The following is a 17,379-nucleotide window of genomic DNA, read 5'->3' as shown; positions in this document are numbered from 1 at the left end:
CGTTTGAATCATCGTGATGGAGTCTCGACGTCACCTTGAGTCATCGCCGACGTGATCTCCCGAACCGCCTGATCGATACTGACTGCCGTGTCGACACGGAGCACCGGTGTGTCCCAGCGTTCGTAGGTCCGTTCCTCGACCTGCTGCCATGTCGGCACCACCAGTCCTTCGAGATCGGACGTGCGAGTTTCGACTCGTCTCCGGTGAAGTGCGAGATCGCTGCAGACCACCTCGACGTTGAGCAGTCTGGCCCGACCGGCCTTTGCGCATCTTGACCATGCCGCCCTCGTGATCGCGATGGGATTCACACTGTCGGCGACGACACTGTGCCCAGCGCTCAAGTGGTCGAGCGCGATGGCGTAGGCGATTCGGTAGCCCGTATCGGGAACAGCTGACCATCCCCCCACGCGATCGACAATTCCGGAGGCGGTCAAGGCAGCCTCAATCGTGTCTATCCGCACGTGTACGGCATCGATCTCAGTGCTGAGCCTGCGCGCGAGCGTCGTCTTGCCGACTCCGGGAAGGCCGGACAAGACGATCAGCGCCGGTTCGGGCTTTCCGATGGGCATTGTCTCGATGGTATGGGTCTGCGATTGACTCTGCGGCTACGGCGGAGCCCTCTCGCACTTTTGCGCCGTCACCGCAGAGTGAACGGCGACGGCAACGGCGACATGTCGGTGCCGGCCCCTATCGTCGCCGGCATGAAATTCGTCTCGACGCGCGTCATCACCTCAGACGTCCACCGACTCGTCACGTTCTATGAGCACCTCACGGGTGCCACGGCGGTCTGGGGCAACGAACTTTTCGCCGAGATCCCAACGCCGGTAGGAACATTGGCCATCGGCAGCGACAAGACCGTGCCGTTGTTCGGGGCGGGTTCGGCCGAGGCCGCGGCGAACCGCAGCGCCATCATCGAGTTCATCGTCGACGATGTGGACGCCGAGTACCAGCGGCTGCGCGGCCACATCGGTGCGGTGGTCACCGAGCCGACAACCATGCCGTGGGGCAACCGGGCCCTGTTGTTCCGCGACCCGGACGGCAATCTGGTGAACCTGTTCACTCCTGTCACCGATATGGCACGGGCCAAGTTCGGGCTGTGAATCTTGCCCGTACGGCCGGGCCGTTGCGCGACTAGGGTGTGGTTATGGCCGCCGAGAGTCCCACCGGCACGCCGGACGCGCCCGAACACCGGACAACGGCGCTCGACGAGCGCGAATTGGCGCTCGAACAGCGCGAGGCCGAGGTCGAAAGACGCGAATGGATGGCCGGCAGGCGCGAGCGCATCGCCGATGAGCGGGACCGGATAGCGGACCACCGTGAGCAACTGGCTGATGAACGCGAGCATCTCGCCGACGAACGCGAGGGCACCGCGGCAGCCCGCGAGCTGGAGCGTCTCAGGCGAGTGCAGGAACAAGCGGACCGGGACACCGCGCAAGCCGAGCGGGACCAGGCCGACATCGACCGGGAGACAGCCAAATCCGAGTACGACGAGCGGCCTTGAGAGCGGCCGACTCACGAACTGCGGCAATTCTCGCCTTCATCTCGTGTATGAAGGAAAACCATGTCGGATCCTGAGAAGGGCACAGCTCCCGGGCCACTGGTACAGCCATCAGCAGACAGCGATTCGACCCCGCACAAGCTGCCGGTCAAAACCCTGATCGCGGCCAGCATCGGCAACGCGATCGAGTGGTACGACTGGACGGTCTACGCGACGTTCCTCATCTACTTCGCGACGCAGTTCTTCCCCGCGGACAACCCGGGCCTCGCCTTGGTGAACACCACCGCGACCTATGCGGTCGCCTTCTTTTTCCGGCCGGTCGGTGGATGGCTGCTTGGCCGGTTCGCCGATGTCCGGGGACGCAAGGCCGCCATGATCCTGACCATCCTGCTGATGGCGGGCGGCTCGCTGGCCATCGGCGTGCTGCCCACCTTCGAGCAGGTCGGCTGGCTGGCTCCGATCCTGCTGCTCGTCGCCCGCGTCAGCCAGGGCATGTCGCTCGGCGGTGAGGTCTCCAACGCATCCGCGTATCTGGCGGAGATCGCGCCGCAAGGCCGCCGCGGCCGGTACTCGGCCTTCTTCTACACCTCGACCGGCTCGGCGCTGCTGCTCGCCTCGCTCATGGGCGTGGCCATGTCGGCCACACTCAACGAAGAGCAGCTGCGCGCGTTCGGCTGGCGGATCCCGTTCATCGTGGGCGGCATCCTCGCGATCGTCGGCCTGTACCTGCGGCGCAGCCTCTCGGAGACCGAGCAGTTCGAGGAGAACAAGGACAAGGCCGTGCGGACCAAGCGGCCGCTGCTCACCACGCTCACGCACCACCCCAAGGCGGTCGCGCAGCTGGTCGGCATCACCCTGCTCAACACGCTGTCCTACTACACGTTCTTCAGCGCACTCACGCCGTATGCCGTGAAGTCCCAGGGCGTCGACGACAACGACGTGTTCATCGCGCTGTCTGTCGCAACGGCGCTCTTCATCGTGCTGCAGTACCCGTTCGGCAAGCTGTCCGACCGGTTCGGCCGCAAACCGCAGCTCCTGGTGTGGTCTGGGGCGCTTGCCTGTTTGGTGATCCCGCTGTCGAAGCTCATCACCCCCGATGCCGGGCTGCCCCAGCTGCTGGTGGTCTTCTGCACGGGCCTCGGCCTGTACGCGTTGATGTCCTCCATCGCGCCCGCCATCATGAGCGAGCTGTTCCCGACCGAACTGCGCGGTGTCGGCATCGGTGCCTGGTACAACATCACGGTCGCGACGTTCGGTGGAACAGCGCCGTTGGTGATCACGGCCATGGCGAACGCCGGTCACCCCGAGTTCTTCTTCGTCTACGTCACGGTCGGCGCGGTCATCACCTTCCTCACGATCCTCACGTTGCGCGAAACGGCCCACGAGGAGCTTCGATGAGTGCTGTCCTGGATCTGCTCACCGAGTTGGTGCGCGCAGACACCGTGGCCTCCGGTGAGGGTGCGTTGGCAGTGCGATGCGCTGAGCTGTTGCGCGACAACGGCTTCGAGGTCTCCGTGCCTGGATGGGAACAAGGGCGTGAGCAACTGATCGCTCGGGTCGGGTCCGACGCAGCCCCGCTCACACTGACCGGACATCTCGACACCGTGCCTGCCGAGCCCGGGCAATGGGCGTCCGACCCATGGGCCGCCGAGCGCGACGGCGACCGCGTGGTCGGGCGCGGCACCAGCGACATGAAGTCGGGGGTGGCCGCCGTTTTGATCGCCGCAGTCGATCACACCGTGCGACCGCACAACTGCAGAGGCCTCCAAGTGGTGCTGACCGCGGGGGAGGAGACGGGCTGCACGGGAGCCGTCCGGCTGCAGCGGTCGGCGCTCGCACCGGGTGGGCCGCTGCTCGTGGCCGAGCCGACGGCCAATCGTCTGGTTCCCGGTCACAAGGGTGCTCACTGGATCCGCCTGACTGCGCACGGACGGGCCGCGCACGGCTCGGCACCGCACCTCGGGGACAACGCCGTCGTGCGATTGGCCAGGGCCGCCGCCGCGCTGCACGACCACGACGGCTGGCCGCACCACGCGATATTCGGCCCCATGACCGCCAACGTGGGCATGCTGCGCGGTGGCATCCAGCCCAACGTCGTACCCGACTTCGCTGAGCTGCTCCTCGACGTTCGCACCGTCCCGGCCGTCGACGGTGACGATGTGCGCGCCACCGTCGCCCAGCTTGCGGGTGACGGCGTCCGGGTGGAGGACCACGTGGTGCTGCCCGTCGTCGACACGCAGCTGGACGACCCGTTCGTCGGTATCGTGCGCGACGCGCTCGTCGCCGCCGGCCAGGACGGCGAGCCGCAGCCGCCCGCACGCTTCTTCACCGACGCGTCGGTGTTGGCTCGGCTCCTGTCGCCGACCGAAAACGGCGCGCCGGTGCCCACGGTCGTGCTCGGGCCCGGCGAGCCCGACCAGTGCCACGTCGTCGACGAGTGGTGCTCTGCGGCCAAAGTCGAGGCGGCCGTGGAGATCTACCGAAACTTGTTCGACCGGTGGTGCCACAGCGACATTCCCCGTGGTGACGGCTCGGCGTAGCATTTTGCGATGGGTTTCGACGTCCCACCGGAGGCCTACGGCCGTTTCATGGGCCGCTATGCCGAGCCGTTGGCGAAGGTCTTCGTGACCTTCGCCGGGGTCGGCGCCGGTGACAAGGTGCTCGACGTGGGTTGCGGCCCAGGCGCGTTGACGGCGCACTTGCTGTCGGTGGGAGCAGTTGCCGCGGGTATCGATCCGTCACCGCCGTTCGTTGACGAGATCCGGGCGCGCTTCCCCGACGTCGATGTGCGGCTGGGAACGGCCGAGGAATTGCCTTACGACACTGACAGTTTCGACGCCGCGATGGCGCAGTTGGTCGTGCACTTCATGACCGATCCGGTTGGCGGTATCGGGCAGATGACGCGCGTGACCCGGCCCGGCGGGGTGATCGCAGCATGCGTGTGGGACGGGCCGACCGGTGCGCTCGCGCCGTTCTGGGATGCGGTTCACGCGATCGAGCCTGGCGCCCAGGACGAAGCGCTGCTGTCGGGCGCGCACCGAGGACACCTGACCGAACTGTTCGGCGCCGCCGGCGTGCATGACGTCGAAGAGGCCGCCATTTCGGTCGATGTCCAGCACCCGACCTTCGATGAGTGGTGGGAGCCGTTCACCTTCGGCATCGGTCCGGCGGGGGATTACGTCCGGCAACTCGACGACGCAGCTCGCACCCGCCTGGAATCGGTGGCCCGCGAACGGTTGGGCAACGGGCCGTTCACCGTCACCGCCACCGCGTGGGCCGCCCGTGGGACCGTGTGAGGCGGCGTTTTCAGCTGCACCGCGCGGATTCGCGCCCTACGCTGAGCGGGTGGACGCGCCGTTCGACGAGGCGGCATGCCTCGACGCGTTGGAGCACGGGACGCCGCATCGCTTCGGGGAGCTTCGCGATGCCGAATTGTCGGCTGGCGCGAGCGTTTACACCGTCTGGGAATCTCGACGGCTGCTCTTCGTCGGCCGGACCGAGCCGGATACGGACGGGCGCAAACGGCCTGACTCGCTGGAGCGGCGGCTCACCTACCACGCTTATGGCATGCGGAGTCGCGACATTTTCAGCGTTCATCTGTGTGATCGTTTCATCGTCCCCACCCTCACTGAAGCGCAGCGGCGTCGGTTGGCGGATGGTGACAGTCACCTGCTGGATGCACTCACTGCGGCCTACGTCCGGAACCTGTGCGAGTACCGGTTCGTGGCCGTTCCAGATGGCCGGTCGCTACAGGTACATGAGCGGGTCCAGGTGGGCGCGCTGGGTGCGGGCAAGCCGCTTCTCAACGGCCGGTAGTTTCACAGCCGGTTCGCGTAGCCCATCTCCGACAGGACGAGTCGCAGCCGCCTGAGTGCATAGTGCAGCCGCGATTTGACGGTTCCCTCGGCGACATCGAGATCTTCGGCGATCTGTCGCACTGTCCAGCCGAGGTAGAACGCACGGCTCAGCACGGCGCGATGGGTCTGGGGCAGCTGTGCCATGGCCTCTGCCACGACCATTCGGTCCAGCGCGGAATTCACCTCATCGGGGCACATACGATCCGGTACCTCCGATGCGTCGGGATAGCAGACCTCGTAGCGGAACTTTGCCGACCGGCTCGCGTCGATGACGATGTTGCGTGCGACCGTGAACAACCACGACCGTACCGGCAGCTCACCGTTGGTGCACTGGAGGTGACGCCACGCGCGCAGCAGCGTCTCCTGCACCACGTCCTCAGCCCTGGTGCGGTTGCTGGTGAGCCGAAACGCATAGCGTCGTAAGGGCTCGACGTGGTTGGCGTACAGCTCGAGCATCTGTTCGGTTGGTTGCTCGACGGTCAGCATCCACCACCTCCGGGTCTGCTTGGCTTGATAGACCCAGCCTTGCCGGAGCGAGCGGCGAATTCCTCACTGCTGGCCGCAAACCGGGTATACCTGCCAGCAGGTATACCCGGGCCCTCAGTCGATGATCACCGCGATCTCGTCGCTGAGTTGGTAACCCGCGGTCAGCGGTAGCTGATCGCCGCTCCAGAACGAGCCGGGATCGAACCAGTTGTAGTGCTTTTCCGTCGTCAACAGGCCCATATCCTCGTACGTGATGGCGACGGTCTCTGCGCAGTACGCGGTTTCCAGCCCGACCTGGCGTTGCTGGGCCTTCCTGCGTTCGGCAGACGCCCGAACCTTCCTGTGTACCAGTGGAATTCCACGGGTGAAATCGCTGACAACCGGGATCCGCCCACGGAGCCAGCGGCCGGTAAGCCGCGCCGTCGTCGGGAACGCGGTGCCGTTCATCCGGGCGATCACCTTGAGCAGCTCGTCCTCCTGTTTGCGGGTCGCGTACGGGGTCAGTTGCCGCAACCAGCAGCGCTGGCCGTACGCGTGCGCCCACCGTTCGACCGCTTGGCGGGCATCGTTGAGTTGCACGCCGCGGTGGTTGGTACCGGTCCACACGTCCAGCAGCTTGTCGCCGAGTTCGGCGTGCCAGATGAGGGGCGGCAGATCGTCGATCGCGACGGTCATGCTGACGTGGTTGACGGGGCTGTTGGTGAGCGTCTGGATGGCCCGGTCGGGCCCTGAGCCGCCCCGGAACAGCCAGATGTCGCCGGTGCGGGTTTCCTCCAATGCCTTCGACAGAGGCACCGTGTTCGCGTCCACCGTCGCAGCTTATGCACACTTGACGCATGCGCAGCATCTGGAAGTGGCTCGGGTTGGCTGGTGTCGCCGGCGTGGTGGCCGGTGGCGTGATGGTCGCGCGTGATCAGCGCAGGCGCAATGCGTACAGCCCGGACGATATCCGCGAGCGTCTGCACCAGCGGCTGGCCGAGGCAGCCGGCACGCCCGACCCGCAGCCTTAAGCCACCGCGTAGAGCCGGTGGGTGCCGCCGAAGCCTTTGAGTTCGGCGTCCCGGCCATCGTCGAACACGATGCCGTCCTCGTCGGTGATCGCGTCGCGCACCGGTTCACTGACCAGGATCTGGCCCCCGTCGGCTTGCGCGGCCACCCGCGCGGCCATCGCGACGTTGCGGCCGAACAGATCGTCACCGCGCCTCACCGAGCGGCCGGTGTGGATGCCGATCCGGACGCGGATGCCGTCGGTTTGGCGTCCCAACGCACGCTGCATGTCGACGCTGCACCGCACGGCCTGCGTGGGTTGCGCGAACGCGATCATGTAGCCGTCGCCCTGGCTCTTGACGACGTGACCGTGGTGAGCCTTTACGCAGCGTTGGACGAGGCGGTCGTGGCGGTCCAGAAGCTTGACCCACGCGCGGTCGCCCATGCGTTCGTTGAGCGCGGTGGATCCCTCGATGTCGGAGAACAGGATGGCGACCTTGCCGTTGGGCGCGAGCCGGGCCAGGTCGGGACGCTCGACCTCGGCCCAGTCGGCGAGATCCTCGATCGAGGACCGCACAGCCGCACCGAAACCCTCTTTGCGCAGGATGTTGGCGGTCTGCCACACGGTCTTGACCGCCTCGCGGCTGCCCGACAGGAGCATGTTGCGCGTGTCGGTGCGTTTGCGCAGGGTCTCGATCTCGTCCTGGCTCGCGCGTAACCGGCGGGACATCACGAGCAACGCGACTGCCTCCGCGACCGCGACAACGCCGAGGGCGACCGCGGCGATCAGCGCTGGATTCACTGGACCAGTATTGGGCTCCGGTGCGCAGATGTGCGGGAGGCCAGGTACATCAGGCCGGCGAGTGCCGCCGAGCCTGCGGTGCTGACGTCGACGCCGCCGGCGACGTCGGCCAGCGGTCCGACGTAGAGCGTGGTGTTGACGGCCAGCACCCCGAAGGTCGCGCCGACGGTCCAGGCCGCCACTGCGGGCAGGTTCCAGCCACGCGTGAACCAGTAACGGCCACCGCGGATTCCGTGGGCGAACGCCTGCAGGTCCACGGGGTCATAGCTGCGGGTGGTCAATGCGCCGATGGCCAGGATCGCGACCCACGGGGTGATGACGGCGTTGAGCGCCACGGTCATCGCGGTGACCGATTCGACCGCGTCGAACACGAACACACCGAGGTACAGCAGCGCGATCGCGACGGCCGCCGTGACGATCGTGGTCTGGGTTCGTTTGAGTCGTGGCGCCAACCCTTCCAGATCCAGTCCGCTGGATCTCTAGCCGGTTCACCGCTGTTGTACCTACTCGTTTCCGATGTCTCGCTGTAGACATTCGAGAGTGATCAGATCCACTCTCGATCAGGCGTGATCGGTGCTGCGAATAGTTCACCGATGGGCGCGGTCACGGCGTTCGTGCTGGGTTCCACCCATACCGCCTGACCGTCGATGATGCGTGGAGCCAGGACGTGTTGACCGGCGATGGGCCATTGCACGAACTCTTGACCGTTCAACTGTTCCTGCACGTCGTCGGCCAGCCACACCAGCGCCTGCGCCGCGGAAGTCTCCAGTCGATAGCTCTGACAGCGCTGATAGCCGCCAACGTCGGCGTCATCATTCGCCTCGAACCCCACGGCTATCCATTCACCATCAGAGACCAGAAAGCACCATCCCACCTTGGTGGAGCTGACGAGCCGGCCGTGCTGACGGCAATCGAGGTCGTGCGTCACTGCGCGAGCAGCGGTGGCCCACGCGGCAGGAAGATCAGCGGGTGGGTCCTCGCCGACGGCGAAGCGCCAACACCGATCCGGAGCATCCCACGGCATGTCTCCACAGTCGCATGCCCTAGCTGTCGACGTCGACCGCTCTGATCAGCTCCTGGCCTTATCGCGCACTAGTCTCGTCTCCAGCGATTCGAGGTCGATCAGTTCCCGTCTCAGATCTTCAACCAATCTCGATGAGATCGACGGGGTTGGCGTCCTCTCGCGGAATGCGGCCGAGTACCGGCTGCAGGTGGGGATCGGTAACGTGTCCATCGATGTACACATGGCCGCCGCCGCGCCGAGCGAGCGTCTCGAACAGGGATGCAAGGGCGCAGGCGACGAGTTCTTCCCCTCGAGATGGCCTGCAACGTCGTCAACGCCAAACACGCCGCGCCAGATGCGGTTTCATGGCCCGCGATGTGCACCAAAATCGGGTTGGCGACCAGTTCGTCGTCGGTGAACACCTCGCTCTCGTCGACGGCAGTCACCATCTGGGTCAGCAGATCCTCCGACGGATGCCCGCCGCTTGACGCCGCCGCCGCCGTCCAAAGGATTGTTCGATTGGCGCGCTCGGCAAGATGGTGCGGTCGGTATGAATGCGACCGTTACCGGAGACGGAGAGGTTGATGACCGTTCAGACGAGTTCGGGGTCGCAGTGCAGGTGTAGCAGTGCGGGGCCGTCGGATGCGAACAGTTCGCGCATGCCGCGGTCGACGTCTGCTGGGTTGCGCGCCGTGATGCCGGTCGCGCCGCAGCTGCGTGCGTAGTCGGCGAAGTCCGGGTTGACAAGGGAGGTCTGCCACACCGGAAGTTGTCCTGCGAGTTGTTCTTTGGTGATCTTGCCGAGTGAGGCATTGTCGAGCAGGACGTGTTTGATGGGTATGTTGTACTTGACCGCGGTGGTCAACTCCGCGAGGTACTGTCCGAAGCCGCCGTCGCCGGTGACCGCGACGATCGGGCGGCTGGGGTCGGCGGCCCAGGCGCCCATCGCGGCGGGATATCCGAAGCCGATCGACCCGAGGTATCCACTCATCAGCACCGGCTGACCGGCGCTTTCGAAGTAACGGCCGAACGAGTAGGCGTGGTTGCCCACGTCGACACTGATGACCGCGTCGTCGGGACAGTGTTCGGCCAGCGCGGCGAACACCTTGGCCGAGCCGATGCCCCGCCCGTGATCATCGCTGAGGCGTCGTTGCTTCTCGGCCCGCCAGATCGCCCAGCGGGCCGCGACGTCGCCGCGCTGATCGTGGGCTGCGACGTCGGTGAGCAGCGGGGTCAGAGCGCGGATCGATGACGCGGCGTCGCCGAGCAGTCCGACCCGGATCGCGTCGAATCGGCCGATCGAGGTGGCGGTGTCATCGATTTGGACGATCGGCTTGTAGGCAGCGATACCGGTGTGGTTGGAGAAGGACGCTCCGATGACGATCAGCAAGTCTGATTCGTTCATCAGCCAGGACGCGACCGGGGTTCCCGACCGCCCGAGCACCCCGGCGCCCAGCGGATGGGAGTCGGGCACCAGGCCTTTGGCTCGAAAGGTGGTCAGCACGGGCGCACCGAGTCGTTCGGCGAGATCGATGACGGCCGATTGGGCGTGGCGGGCACCTTGGCCGACGATGAGCACGGGGCGGCTCGCGGCACCGACGAGGTCGGCCCCGGCGCGGACCGCGTCCGGGTCGGGGGCGCCGCGCACCCGGCTGGTCCGCCCGACAGGCAGGACCGGTGCCACGGACGACGGCTGGTCCTGCACTTCATCGGGCAGGATCAGGTGCGCCACGCCGCGTCGGTCGAGTGCGTGTTTGACTGCTTCGGCGGCCAACTCCGCATGATCGGATCCTGATTCGATGGTGACGCTGGAGATCGCGACGTCACCGAACACGGTGGCGAGGTCGAGGTCTTGGAAGGCGCCCTTGCCGCGGACGTCGGAGGGCACCTGCCCGGAGATCGCGACGACTGGGGCGCTGTCGAGTCGAGCGTCGTAGAGGCCGGTGAGCATGTTCGTCGAGCCGGGACCGGCGATGGCGAAGCACACTGCGGGACGCCCGGTCAGCTTCCCGTAGGCGCTGGCAGCGAAGGAGGCGGCGCCTTCGTGCCGGATGCCGATGTAGCGCAGTTGCCCGCGGGCCTCGGCACGCCGGATTGCTTCAGCGAAGCCGAGATTGGAGTGTCCCACCATCCCGAACACTGTGTCGATGCCCCAGGCGAGGAGGGTCTCGACCATCGCATCCGATACCGAACGGGCCCGTTCGACCAGGTCGGGAAGCGCTACCCAACTCTGCCCGTCATCCTCTACGACGGTGAACGCTTGGGGTGCGTCGCTGAAGTGGCCCGGTGGCGTGCCGGTGATCGGGTCGTAGTCGTAGCCGTGCCAGGGACAGCGCAACAGGCCGTTCTCGATGGAACCTTCGCCCAGCGGGCCACCCTGATGCGGACAGTGATTGGCCAGGGCGCCGAGCTTTCCGCCGCAGCGGGTCACGGCGATGCTGCGTCCGTCGACGATCGCGGTGAGCACACGGCCGTCGTCTGGCAGGTCGGTCACCGGATGCCACCGGGTTCCCGGTGGTGCAGGTGGGATGCTCACACCGTCACCGGGGTAGTGAAGTACGGGAACTCCGGGCGGATCTTCTCCGGGTCGGGGGCGATCCCGGTGCCCAGTGGGGAGTTGGTCAGCACGGACAGCACGTTGTCCATGACGTTGTCGGCCAGCGCGCGTCCGTTGACTCCGGTGTAGTCGAACGAGGCGGGCGTTCCGATCGTGTAGGGCAAGGTCATCGGCCCGAGCAGGTCGGCGACGCGCCGGGCGTAGGCGGCCGGGTCGGGTGCCGTGCCGGCGAGGGTGACGTATCGGGTGACGGTGTCGATGGTGGCTGCGACGAACGGCGCGTTGTCGCCCGATGGCGCTGTGCGATTGAACGATTCGCGTAAGTCGTCGTCGTTGAGATATAGGTGGGTGAATAGCGGGAGGCCCCAGCGCGCCACCTGTTGCTCGGGGGCGTGACCGTGCAGGGACACCGTGGCCCAGGCCTGGACCATGGCGTCGGCGCCGATCAGGGCGTTGGGCACTTCGACGACGATGGCCGCCACGGTGCGACCGGCGAAGAAGTTGACGTGGTTGTCGAAGGCCTCGGGGTTGTAGGTGCCGGCCAGGTAGGCGTCCTTGAATGCGGTGACGGCGGCGGCGTCGCCGCCGAACGCATCGTTGACGACCCCGGCGAATATGCGTACACCGTTCTCTCCGTGCACAGTTGCGCCCGTCGTCCCCGACACGACTACCCGGCCGCCGTCACCAGTGGCGGCGTCGGCACCGTCGGCCAGGCGCAGTTCGAAGGTCTGCGCGTGCCCGTCGGCGGTGTGGCCGACGTCCCCGAACCGGACCTTGAAGGAAACGTCCTCATGGGTGTCGCCATCGGTGTCGAAGCGAAACACGTACAGGGCCTCGTCGCGGAACGGTGCGGCGGTGTCGATCGCGGCGGTCGGGTTGACGGTCATCGCCATCACGGTGGTGCCGGGGGCGCCGTCGAACAGGTAGAAGTCACAGATGTTCAGGCGGGGGTCTTCTCGTGCCGTCGGGGTGTCGAAGTGGTGGGACATGTCGCAACCTCCTTGGGGTGCCGGACGCCGGTATCGCCATTAAGGGAAGCGGGGGTGATGCACCGAGGTGAACCGGCGTGGTGGCGGTCAGTCTGGCCGCCCTTAAACTGGTCTGTCAAGACCAGTTCTGCGATTATCGCCCGATACCGCCACGAAGGATTCGTCGAGCGCTGCTCAGCGGGGTTGCTGATAGGACCGGACGTGGCCGATTGCCATGTCGAGGGCCATCTTCATCGGCGTCGAGTCGTGCGCGGTCTGGGCCAGCAGGTAGCCGCCCTGGACGGCGGCCATCACCGACGTGGCCATCGTGGGTGCGTCGATGTCGTCGCATAGTTCACCGTTGTCGCGCATGCGTTCGAAGGCATCGGCTAGGAGCCGCTCCCAGTCACGGAAGTGTTCGGCCAGCGCGACGCGCGCGTTTTCGTCGGTGTCGGAGAGCTCGGCAGCCAGTGAGCCCAGTTCGCAGCCCCAGGAACCGCGCCGTAACGCGTTGCGTTGCAGGAGCGCATCGCGCCACAGTTCCAGACCGCGGAACGAGTCGAGGTTTTCCAGCCGTGAGCGCTGCTTGGCCAGGATTTCCCGGGCGCGAAATTCGATCACGCTACGGACCAGATCACCCTTGTCGGCGAAGTGTGCTCGGAACTGGGACTTGCTGGTGCCGCTCGTCCAGCGTGGTGGCGGTGACGCCCTTGAGGTACATCAGTTCGGCGGCGGCGCTGACGATCCTGGCCCGGGTTGCGGCGCCTCGCGCGGTCAATCGGCGGCCGGGCCGGGGAGAGTCTTCGACCGCCACATGTCGACCCTACGTCACCTGCGTGTTTGGTAGATACCTGGTCCTTGAAGACCGGTTGCGGCGACGTAGGGCGATCGTTTCGAGGGTCACATCGCGGGTGCCCGTTCGCATCCCACCGCTTCGTTCAAGCTCCTGGCGCTGCATTACGCGCCAGCTGCGCCGAGACCCGCCGATTTGCAGCGGATGCACAGGAAATAAATGGTCCATAGCGACCAGTTTCTGTCAGAATGGGCGCGCCGGTGAGCCGCATGCCCGCTGGTCGACAACGAAGGAGAACTGCGTGACCCAGCCACTCGACGACTTCACCGATCTGAAGGCACTGTTCATCAATTGCACGTTGAAGCGGTCCCCCCAGGTCAGCAACACCCAGGCACTCGTCGACGTCAGTGCAGCGATCATGGAAAAGCACGGTGTCGCCGTCGAGGTGGTGCGCGCCATCGACCACGACATCGCCACCGGGGTGTGGCCGGACATGCGCGAGCACGGCGCGGCGAGCGACGACTGGCCGGCGATCTTCGAGAAGGTGCTGGCCGCCGACATCCTGGTCTTGGCCGGCCCGATCTGGCTGGGCGACAACAGTTCAGTGATGAAGCGGGTGCACGAACGCCTCTACGGAGGGTCGCATCTGCTCAACGAGGCAGGACAGTACCTCTATTACGGGCGGGTCGGAGGATGCTTAATCACCGGCAACGAGGACGGCATCAAACATTGTGCGCAAAACGTGCTCTACACCTTGCAGCACATCGGGTACACGATCTCCCCGCAGGCCGACGCCGGCTGGATCGGCGAGGCCGGGCCCGGACCGTCCTATCTGGACCCTGGCTCCGGTGGTCCGCAGAACGACTTCACCAACCGCAACACCACCTTCATGACCTGGAACCTGATGCACCTGGCCCGCATGCTGCACGCCGCTGGCGGCATCCCGGCCTACGGCAACATCCGGTCCGGATGGGACGCGGGCTGCCGCTACGATTTCGAAAACCCCGAATACCGCTGAGCCCGGGCCATCTCATCGCCGTGCCGGTACCTGAAGACGAAGCCCAGCGGGTGGCGTCACTTCGCGCGGGGGACCAGATGGCGTCGAGCATCTGGTGAACCAACACACCCCCGTGATGCTGCGAGTGGCGCGTCAATACGTGGCAAGCCACGAGATCGCCGAGGACGTCGTCCAGGAAACGTGGCTAGCGGTATACCGGGGTACGAGCGGGTTCGAAGGCCGATCCTCGCTGCGGACCTTGGATTTTCGCCATCATGGTCACCATCGCGAAGACCCGTGGAGTCCGGGAACGCCGCGATCGCGACGGGACGATCGCGGCGTACCGCGGTGGCATGGGGTGGGTACGTATGGCCGACGACGAATGGCCGACCCGCAGCGGGGCCGTGACCCCCTGCCCGCAGACCCCCGAAGGGGCGACCTTGGCCGGCGAACTCTTGGCGGTCATCCGCTGCGAGATTGTTGCGCTACTCGACCTTCAGCGCGCCGTGATCACGTTGCGCGCGGTGCTCGACGTCGGCTACCGCGACGTGTGCGACCGTTTGGGACTGAGCACGGTCTTACCAACGGGTATTGCTTCACCACGGCCGCAGGGGAGTGCGCCGAGAGCTCCGCGGCTATGCGACGGGCGACCGGTGAGAGTCGGTTCCTCGGCGTCGGGGTGTGGGACTGACATGACGAAGGACCTGGTGATCGTGCTCGCGGTGGCCGCGGTGATCCCGTTGCTGCTGGGGCTGATGCCCCGGATGGCGATACCCGGTGCATTCGTGGAGATCATCGCCGGTGTCGTCATCGGGCCCACGGTCCTGGGCTGGGTGCACCCCGATGACGTGATCCGCGCGCTGTCGGTGCTCGGGTTGTCGTTCCTGCTTTTCCTGGGGGGTTTCGAGGTCGACGTGCGGTGCTTTCGCGGGCGCACCGGTCACCACGTGCTGCTCACACTCGCCGGGTCCCTCGTGTTGGCAGCCGGTGTCGGCGCCACGTTGGCTGTGGCCGGTGTGCGGGGCGGATTGTTGGTGGCGATCTCCCTGCTCGCGACATGGTCGGGCCCAGTCGTGGCGACGCTCACCCGTGCGGGCCTGCGGGAACGGCGGGTCGGCGAGTTGACCGTGGCGTGCGCCTCGGGCGGCGCAATGGCGGCGGTGGTGACGCTGTCGGTTGGCGTGGCCGGTGCGCACACTCCGTTGGCGGGCCGGTTGCTGCCGCTGGGTCTGCTGCTGGTGCTGCTGGGGGTCATCGGTGGAGTCGTCTGGGGCGCCGAACACGTTGGCAGGGTCGAGGCCCTCGTCGACCAATTGTCCGACACCAGCGCGCAGATCCGGATCCGGTTGACGGTACTGCTGGTCGCCGGTGTAGCTCTCGCAGCGTTCGGGCTGGGCTTCGAAGCCGTCCTGGGGGCGTTTCTGGCCGGCGTCCTCGTACGCACCCTGGACCCCGAACCCGAGGTGTCTCACCCGCACTACCCGATCAAGTTGGAAGCCGTCGGCTTCGGCTTGCTCATTCCGGTGTTCTTCATCAACAGCGGCGTCACCGTCGACGTCAAAGGTCTGCTCGAGGACCCGCGGGCGCTCGTCGGCGTGCCCCTTCTGATCATCGCGTTGCTCGTCGTGCGAGGCCTGCCGATCGTGTCGCTGCGACGCGACCTGCCGGGACGGAAACCTGCCTGCGGTCGCTCTCCTGCAGGCAACGTCACTGCCGTTCCTCCTGACCGTCGCGCAGGTCGGAATACGCATGGGGTTGATCGACCGCACCACGGCCGCGGCGCTGATCGCCGCCGGAATCGTCTCCGTTCTCCTCTTCCCGCCACTTGCGCTGCAGCTGCTCAAGCCGGTAGGGGATCCGCCTGACGGGGGATCCGCCGCGGCGATCGACGAATAGCCGTCGCGGCAGCTACTAGCGGTGTCACGGCGGAAGGACGCTAAACACGTCACCGGCTCGGCCATATCTCCGCGAGTGAGGACTACACGCGAAGTCTGTCTAGTCAACATGGTGGCGAGTGACATTGTCGCTAAAAGGGGTCCGGCTTCAAAGTTGTTGAGTGCGACAAAACGGGCTCGGACGTCGTGCGTGCTCGCTCGGATCACTCAGGGTGGTGAGGCCGCCGCCATTTTGGTGCGGATTCTGCAAACCCGCAGCTAGGGGCATCGGCTCAAGCAATTCATCGAGATCGAGGGGGCAATAGTGGCGTTCGCGGCCTTGCTCGGTCACGATTCGCTACGCGGCTCTGAAATCACCTGGGGACAGGGAAATTTGTCCCTATTGGATATAGGTGAGATCGAGATCTGTCGAATTATCGTTGCGCGCAGTGAAATTGGCGAGGACTCCGTCGCTGTCGATACACCCGAGGGGCGGTCGGCATGACGACAGGGGAGCGTCTGCGGCCCAGATCAGGCATGAGTCGAATCCGACTTAATGAGTGATCTCTGGTGGGCGCCGATGCCGCGGGACAAGCCATGACGTCATACCGGCGGGCGGCACGACAGCGGGGGCACTCATTGACGCCGGGATCGTCTCGGTCCTGCTGCCCCCTTCGCGCAACGGTTTCACGCGCGATCACCCAGCACGGGCCACTCAAAACGCCGACACTGCAAAAGAATCCGGGCGATTGGTGAGCAATGCATTCATCTCAGTAGTCAGATCACTCGAAGGGGCAGCCCGGGTTGGGTGCGCTGTCAGTGGTCGGTGCTCCTGCGGAGTCGACGTAGGTGATGTCTAGTACCGCCGGCACGTTGCCAAGATTGCGAACGGTGTGGACGTGGTCGGGGCCCGCCGGGTCAGTGATGGGATCTCCCGCCGAGTGCACGCCATCCTGCGTGCAGTCGACGATGAAGTGGTTTACCGTGCCAGCTTTGACGACTCCGTAGAGTTCGCCTTCGTTGGTGTGCCAGCCAGTGCTCCCGCCGGGTGCAATGGTTAGTTCGCTAACGATGTAGTCCATGCCGTCGATGGTCTGCTTCGCCAGTGTGACGGCACTCGCGCCGACGGGCGGAGTGGCGAGCGCCGTTGCAGGCGAGAGCAAAGTAGCGAATGGCGAAGCGACGATCATGGCGGCAAGCCCCCCGTACATCAATCGTCTCACGGCTGTCATCTTGAAAGTGCGCACCGAATTAAGCGGTCTTGATGGGTGGTACACGCATACTCCGTTCGACGTGACGATGGATGATCTCATCTGTCAGATCAGGTCCGGTCGCAGTGCTTGGTGCCGTCGTGTAAGTGCCGGGCCTGCGAATCGGTACCCATGGCGACGGCGAGGTCGGCCCGATTGCGACCAGTGATTGATTTGCGCCGCATCCGCGCGTAGTAGGGGTTGACCAAAGACCGCTGCCAGACCCGGGAGTTGTTCCTGGCCATCTTCGTTCTCGACCTCAGGGGTCGGGACGTCAATCAAATGGCGGATGCGGAACTTCGAGGGC

20 protein-coding genes and 1 pseudogene are annotated in these 17,379 nt (G+C 65.8%); 10 read left to right on the top strand and 11 right to left on the bottom strand.

All coding sequences use genetic code 11. The annotated features are described in order from the left end of the window. Nucleotides 1–8: 8 nt before the first annotated feature. Nucleotides 9–569 (bottom strand): P-loop nucleotide/nucleoside kinase family protein, encoded by a 561-nt coding sequence (locus G6N67_RS02720; RefSeq protein ID WP_036437780.1) that lies wholly within the window; start codon nt 567–569, stop codon nt 9–11. Nucleotides 570–701: 132 nt separating this feature from the next. On the opposite strand from G6N67_RS02720, the gene G6N67_RS02715 reads away from it, so the two are divergent. From G6N67_RS02715 to G6N67_RS02690, 6 genes are read left to right on the top strand one after another with little or no spacing between them, the layout of a single operon-like run. Next, nucleotides 702–1,100 (top strand): VOC family protein, encoded by a 399-nt coding sequence (locus G6N67_RS02715; RefSeq protein ID WP_036438681.1) that lies wholly within the window; start codon nt 702–704, stop codon nt 1,098–1,100. Nucleotides 1,101–1,144: 44 nt separating this feature from the next. Further along, nucleotides 1,145–1,501 (top strand): hypothetical protein, encoded by a 357-nt coding sequence (locus G6N67_RS02710; protein ID WP_036437779.1) that lies wholly within the window; start codon nt 1,145–1,147, stop codon nt 1,499–1,501. A 60-nt stretch (nt 1,502–1,561) separates the two neighbouring features. Then, nucleotides 1,562–2,896 (top strand): MFS transporter, encoded by a 1,335-nt coding sequence (locus G6N67_RS02705; protein ID WP_110798589.1) that lies wholly within the window; start codon nt 1,562–1,564, stop codon nt 2,894–2,896. Further along, on the top strand, nt 2,893–4,038 hold the full coding sequence (locus tag G6N67_RS02700) for a M20 family metallopeptidase (RefSeq protein WP_051579048.1): 1,146 nt from the start codon (nt 2,893–2,895) through the stop codon (nt 4,036–4,038). Before G6N67_RS02705 ends, G6N67_RS02700 begins: the two co-directional genes overlap by 4 nt. A 9-nt stretch (nt 4,039–4,047) precedes the next feature. Further along, nucleotides 4,048–4,794 (top strand): class I SAM-dependent methyltransferase, encoded by a 747-nt coding sequence (locus G6N67_RS02695; protein ID WP_036437778.1) that lies wholly within the window; start codon nt 4,048–4,050, stop codon nt 4,792–4,794. 49 nt (nt 4,795–4,843) lie between these two features. Next, nucleotides 4,844–5,314, top strand: coding sequence for a hypothetical protein (locus G6N67_RS02690; protein ID WP_131524794.1), 471 nt, complete (start codon nt 4,844–4,846; stop codon nt 5,312–5,314). A 2-nt stretch (nt 5,315–5,316) separates the two neighbouring features. Here the strand turns inward: G6N67_RS02690 and G6N67_RS02685 are convergent, their stop codons facing one another. Together G6N67_RS02685 and G6N67_RS02680 are read right to left on the bottom strand one after the other, a co-directional pair. After that, nucleotides 5,317–5,841, bottom strand: coding sequence for a sigma-70 family RNA polymerase sigma factor (locus G6N67_RS02685; protein ID WP_036437776.1), 525 nt, complete (start codon nt 5,839–5,841; stop codon nt 5,317–5,319). Between the two features lie 114 nt (nt 5,842–5,955). Further along, nucleotides 5,956–6,651 carry a hypothetical protein gene (locus G6N67_RS02680; protein WP_036437775.1) on the bottom strand — a complete coding sequence of 232 codons (696 nt, stop codon included), beginning with the start codon at nt 6,649–6,651 and terminating at the stop codon, nt 5,956–5,958. 26 nt (nt 6,652–6,677) lie between these two features. On the opposite strand from G6N67_RS02680, the gene G6N67_RS38745 reads away from it, so the two are divergent. Beyond that, nucleotides 6,678–6,851, top strand: a complete 174-nt coding sequence (locus tag G6N67_RS38745) for a hypothetical protein (RefSeq protein WP_110798588.1) — start codon at nt 6,678–6,680, stop codon at nt 6,849–6,851. Here the strand turns inward: G6N67_RS38745 and G6N67_RS02675 are convergent. From G6N67_RS02675 to G6N67_RS39050, 7 genes are all read right to left on the bottom strand, one after another. Then, nucleotides 6,848–7,558 carry an adenylate/guanylate cyclase domain-containing protein gene (locus G6N67_RS02675; protein ID WP_081812747.1) on the bottom strand — a complete coding sequence of 237 codons (711 nt, stop codon included), beginning with the start codon at nt 7,556–7,558 and terminating at the stop codon, nt 6,848–6,850. The two genes, G6N67_RS38745 and G6N67_RS02675, sit on opposite strands and share 4 nt — an antisense overlap. A 68-nt stretch (nt 7,559–7,626) precedes the next feature. Then, nucleotides 7,627–8,097 (bottom strand): cytosine permease, encoded by a 471-nt coding sequence (locus G6N67_RS02670; RefSeq protein ID WP_081812720.1) that lies wholly within the window; start codon nt 8,095–8,097, stop codon nt 7,627–7,629. 77 nt (nt 8,098–8,174) lie between these two features. Next, nucleotides 8,175–8,558 carry a hypothetical protein gene (locus G6N67_RS02665; protein ID WP_051579046.1) on the bottom strand — a complete coding sequence of 128 codons (384 nt, stop codon included), beginning with the start codon at nt 8,556–8,558 and terminating at the stop codon, nt 8,175–8,177. 667 nt (nt 8,559–9,225) lie between these two features. Further along, entirely contained in the window at nt 9,226–11,127 is a 1,902-nt protein-coding gene (locus G6N67_RS02660; RefSeq protein ID WP_110798633.1) for a thiamine pyrophosphate-binding protein, read from the bottom strand. Between the two features lie 38 nt (nt 11,128–11,165). Next, entirely contained in the window at nt 11,166–12,179 is a 1,014-nt protein-coding gene (locus G6N67_RS02655; protein WP_016343796.1) for a DUF4331 family protein, read from the bottom strand. A gap of 174 nt (nt 12,180–12,353) precedes the next feature. Next, nucleotides 12,354–12,779: an LmrA/YxaF family transcription factor gene (locus tag G6N67_RS02650; RefSeq protein ID WP_230021890.1), complete on the bottom strand. Its 426-nt coding sequence runs from the start codon at nt 12,777–12,779 to the stop codon at nt 12,354–12,356. Between the two features lie 13 nt (nt 12,780–12,792). Then, nucleotides 12,793–12,972 (bottom strand): hypothetical protein, encoded by a 180-nt coding sequence (locus tag G6N67_RS39050; RefSeq protein ID WP_230021891.1) that lies wholly within the window; start codon nt 12,970–12,972, stop codon nt 12,793–12,795. 280 nt (nt 12,973–13,252) lie between these two features. On the opposite strand from G6N67_RS39050, the gene G6N67_RS02645 reads away from it, so the two are divergent. The 3 genes and pseudogenes from G6N67_RS02645 to G6N67_RS02635 all read left to right on the top strand — a co-directional run bounded on the left by G6N67_RS02645 (nt 13,253) and on the right by G6N67_RS02635 (nt 15,813). Beyond that, nucleotides 13,253–13,969 (top strand): flavodoxin family protein, encoded by a 717-nt coding sequence (locus G6N67_RS02645; RefSeq protein ID WP_036437773.1) that lies wholly within the window; start codon nt 13,253–13,255, stop codon nt 13,967–13,969. Between the two features lie 115 nt (nt 13,970–14,084). After that, nucleotides 14,085–14,147: pseudogene (locus G6N67_RS39045) on the top strand (hypothetical protein); the annotation flags it as partial. A 76-nt stretch (nt 14,148–14,223) separates the two neighbouring features. Continuing rightward, nucleotides 14,224–15,813 (top strand): cation:proton antiporter domain-containing protein, encoded by a 1,590-nt coding sequence (locus G6N67_RS02635; protein ID WP_051579045.1) that lies wholly within the window; start codon nt 14,224–14,226, stop codon nt 15,811–15,813. 791 nt (nt 15,814–16,604) lie between these two features. On the opposite strand, the gene G6N67_RS02630 is transcribed toward G6N67_RS02635, so the two are convergent. Next, the gene (locus G6N67_RS02630) at nt 16,605–17,045 is read right to left on the bottom strand and encodes a cupin domain-containing protein (RefSeq protein WP_230021893.1); all 441 of its coding nucleotides are present in this window, start codon (nt 17,043–17,045) and stop codon (nt 16,605–16,607) included. Between the last annotated feature and the right edge of the window lie 334 nt (nt 17,046–17,379).

This window comes from Mycolicibacterium mageritense, assembly GCF_010727475.1.
In the GTDB taxonomy this organism is placed as follows: Bacteria; Actinomycetota; Actinomycetes; order Mycobacteriales; family Mycobacteriaceae; genus Mycobacterium; species Mycobacterium mageritense.
This window is presented reverse-complemented; position numbering and strand designations above follow the sequence as displayed.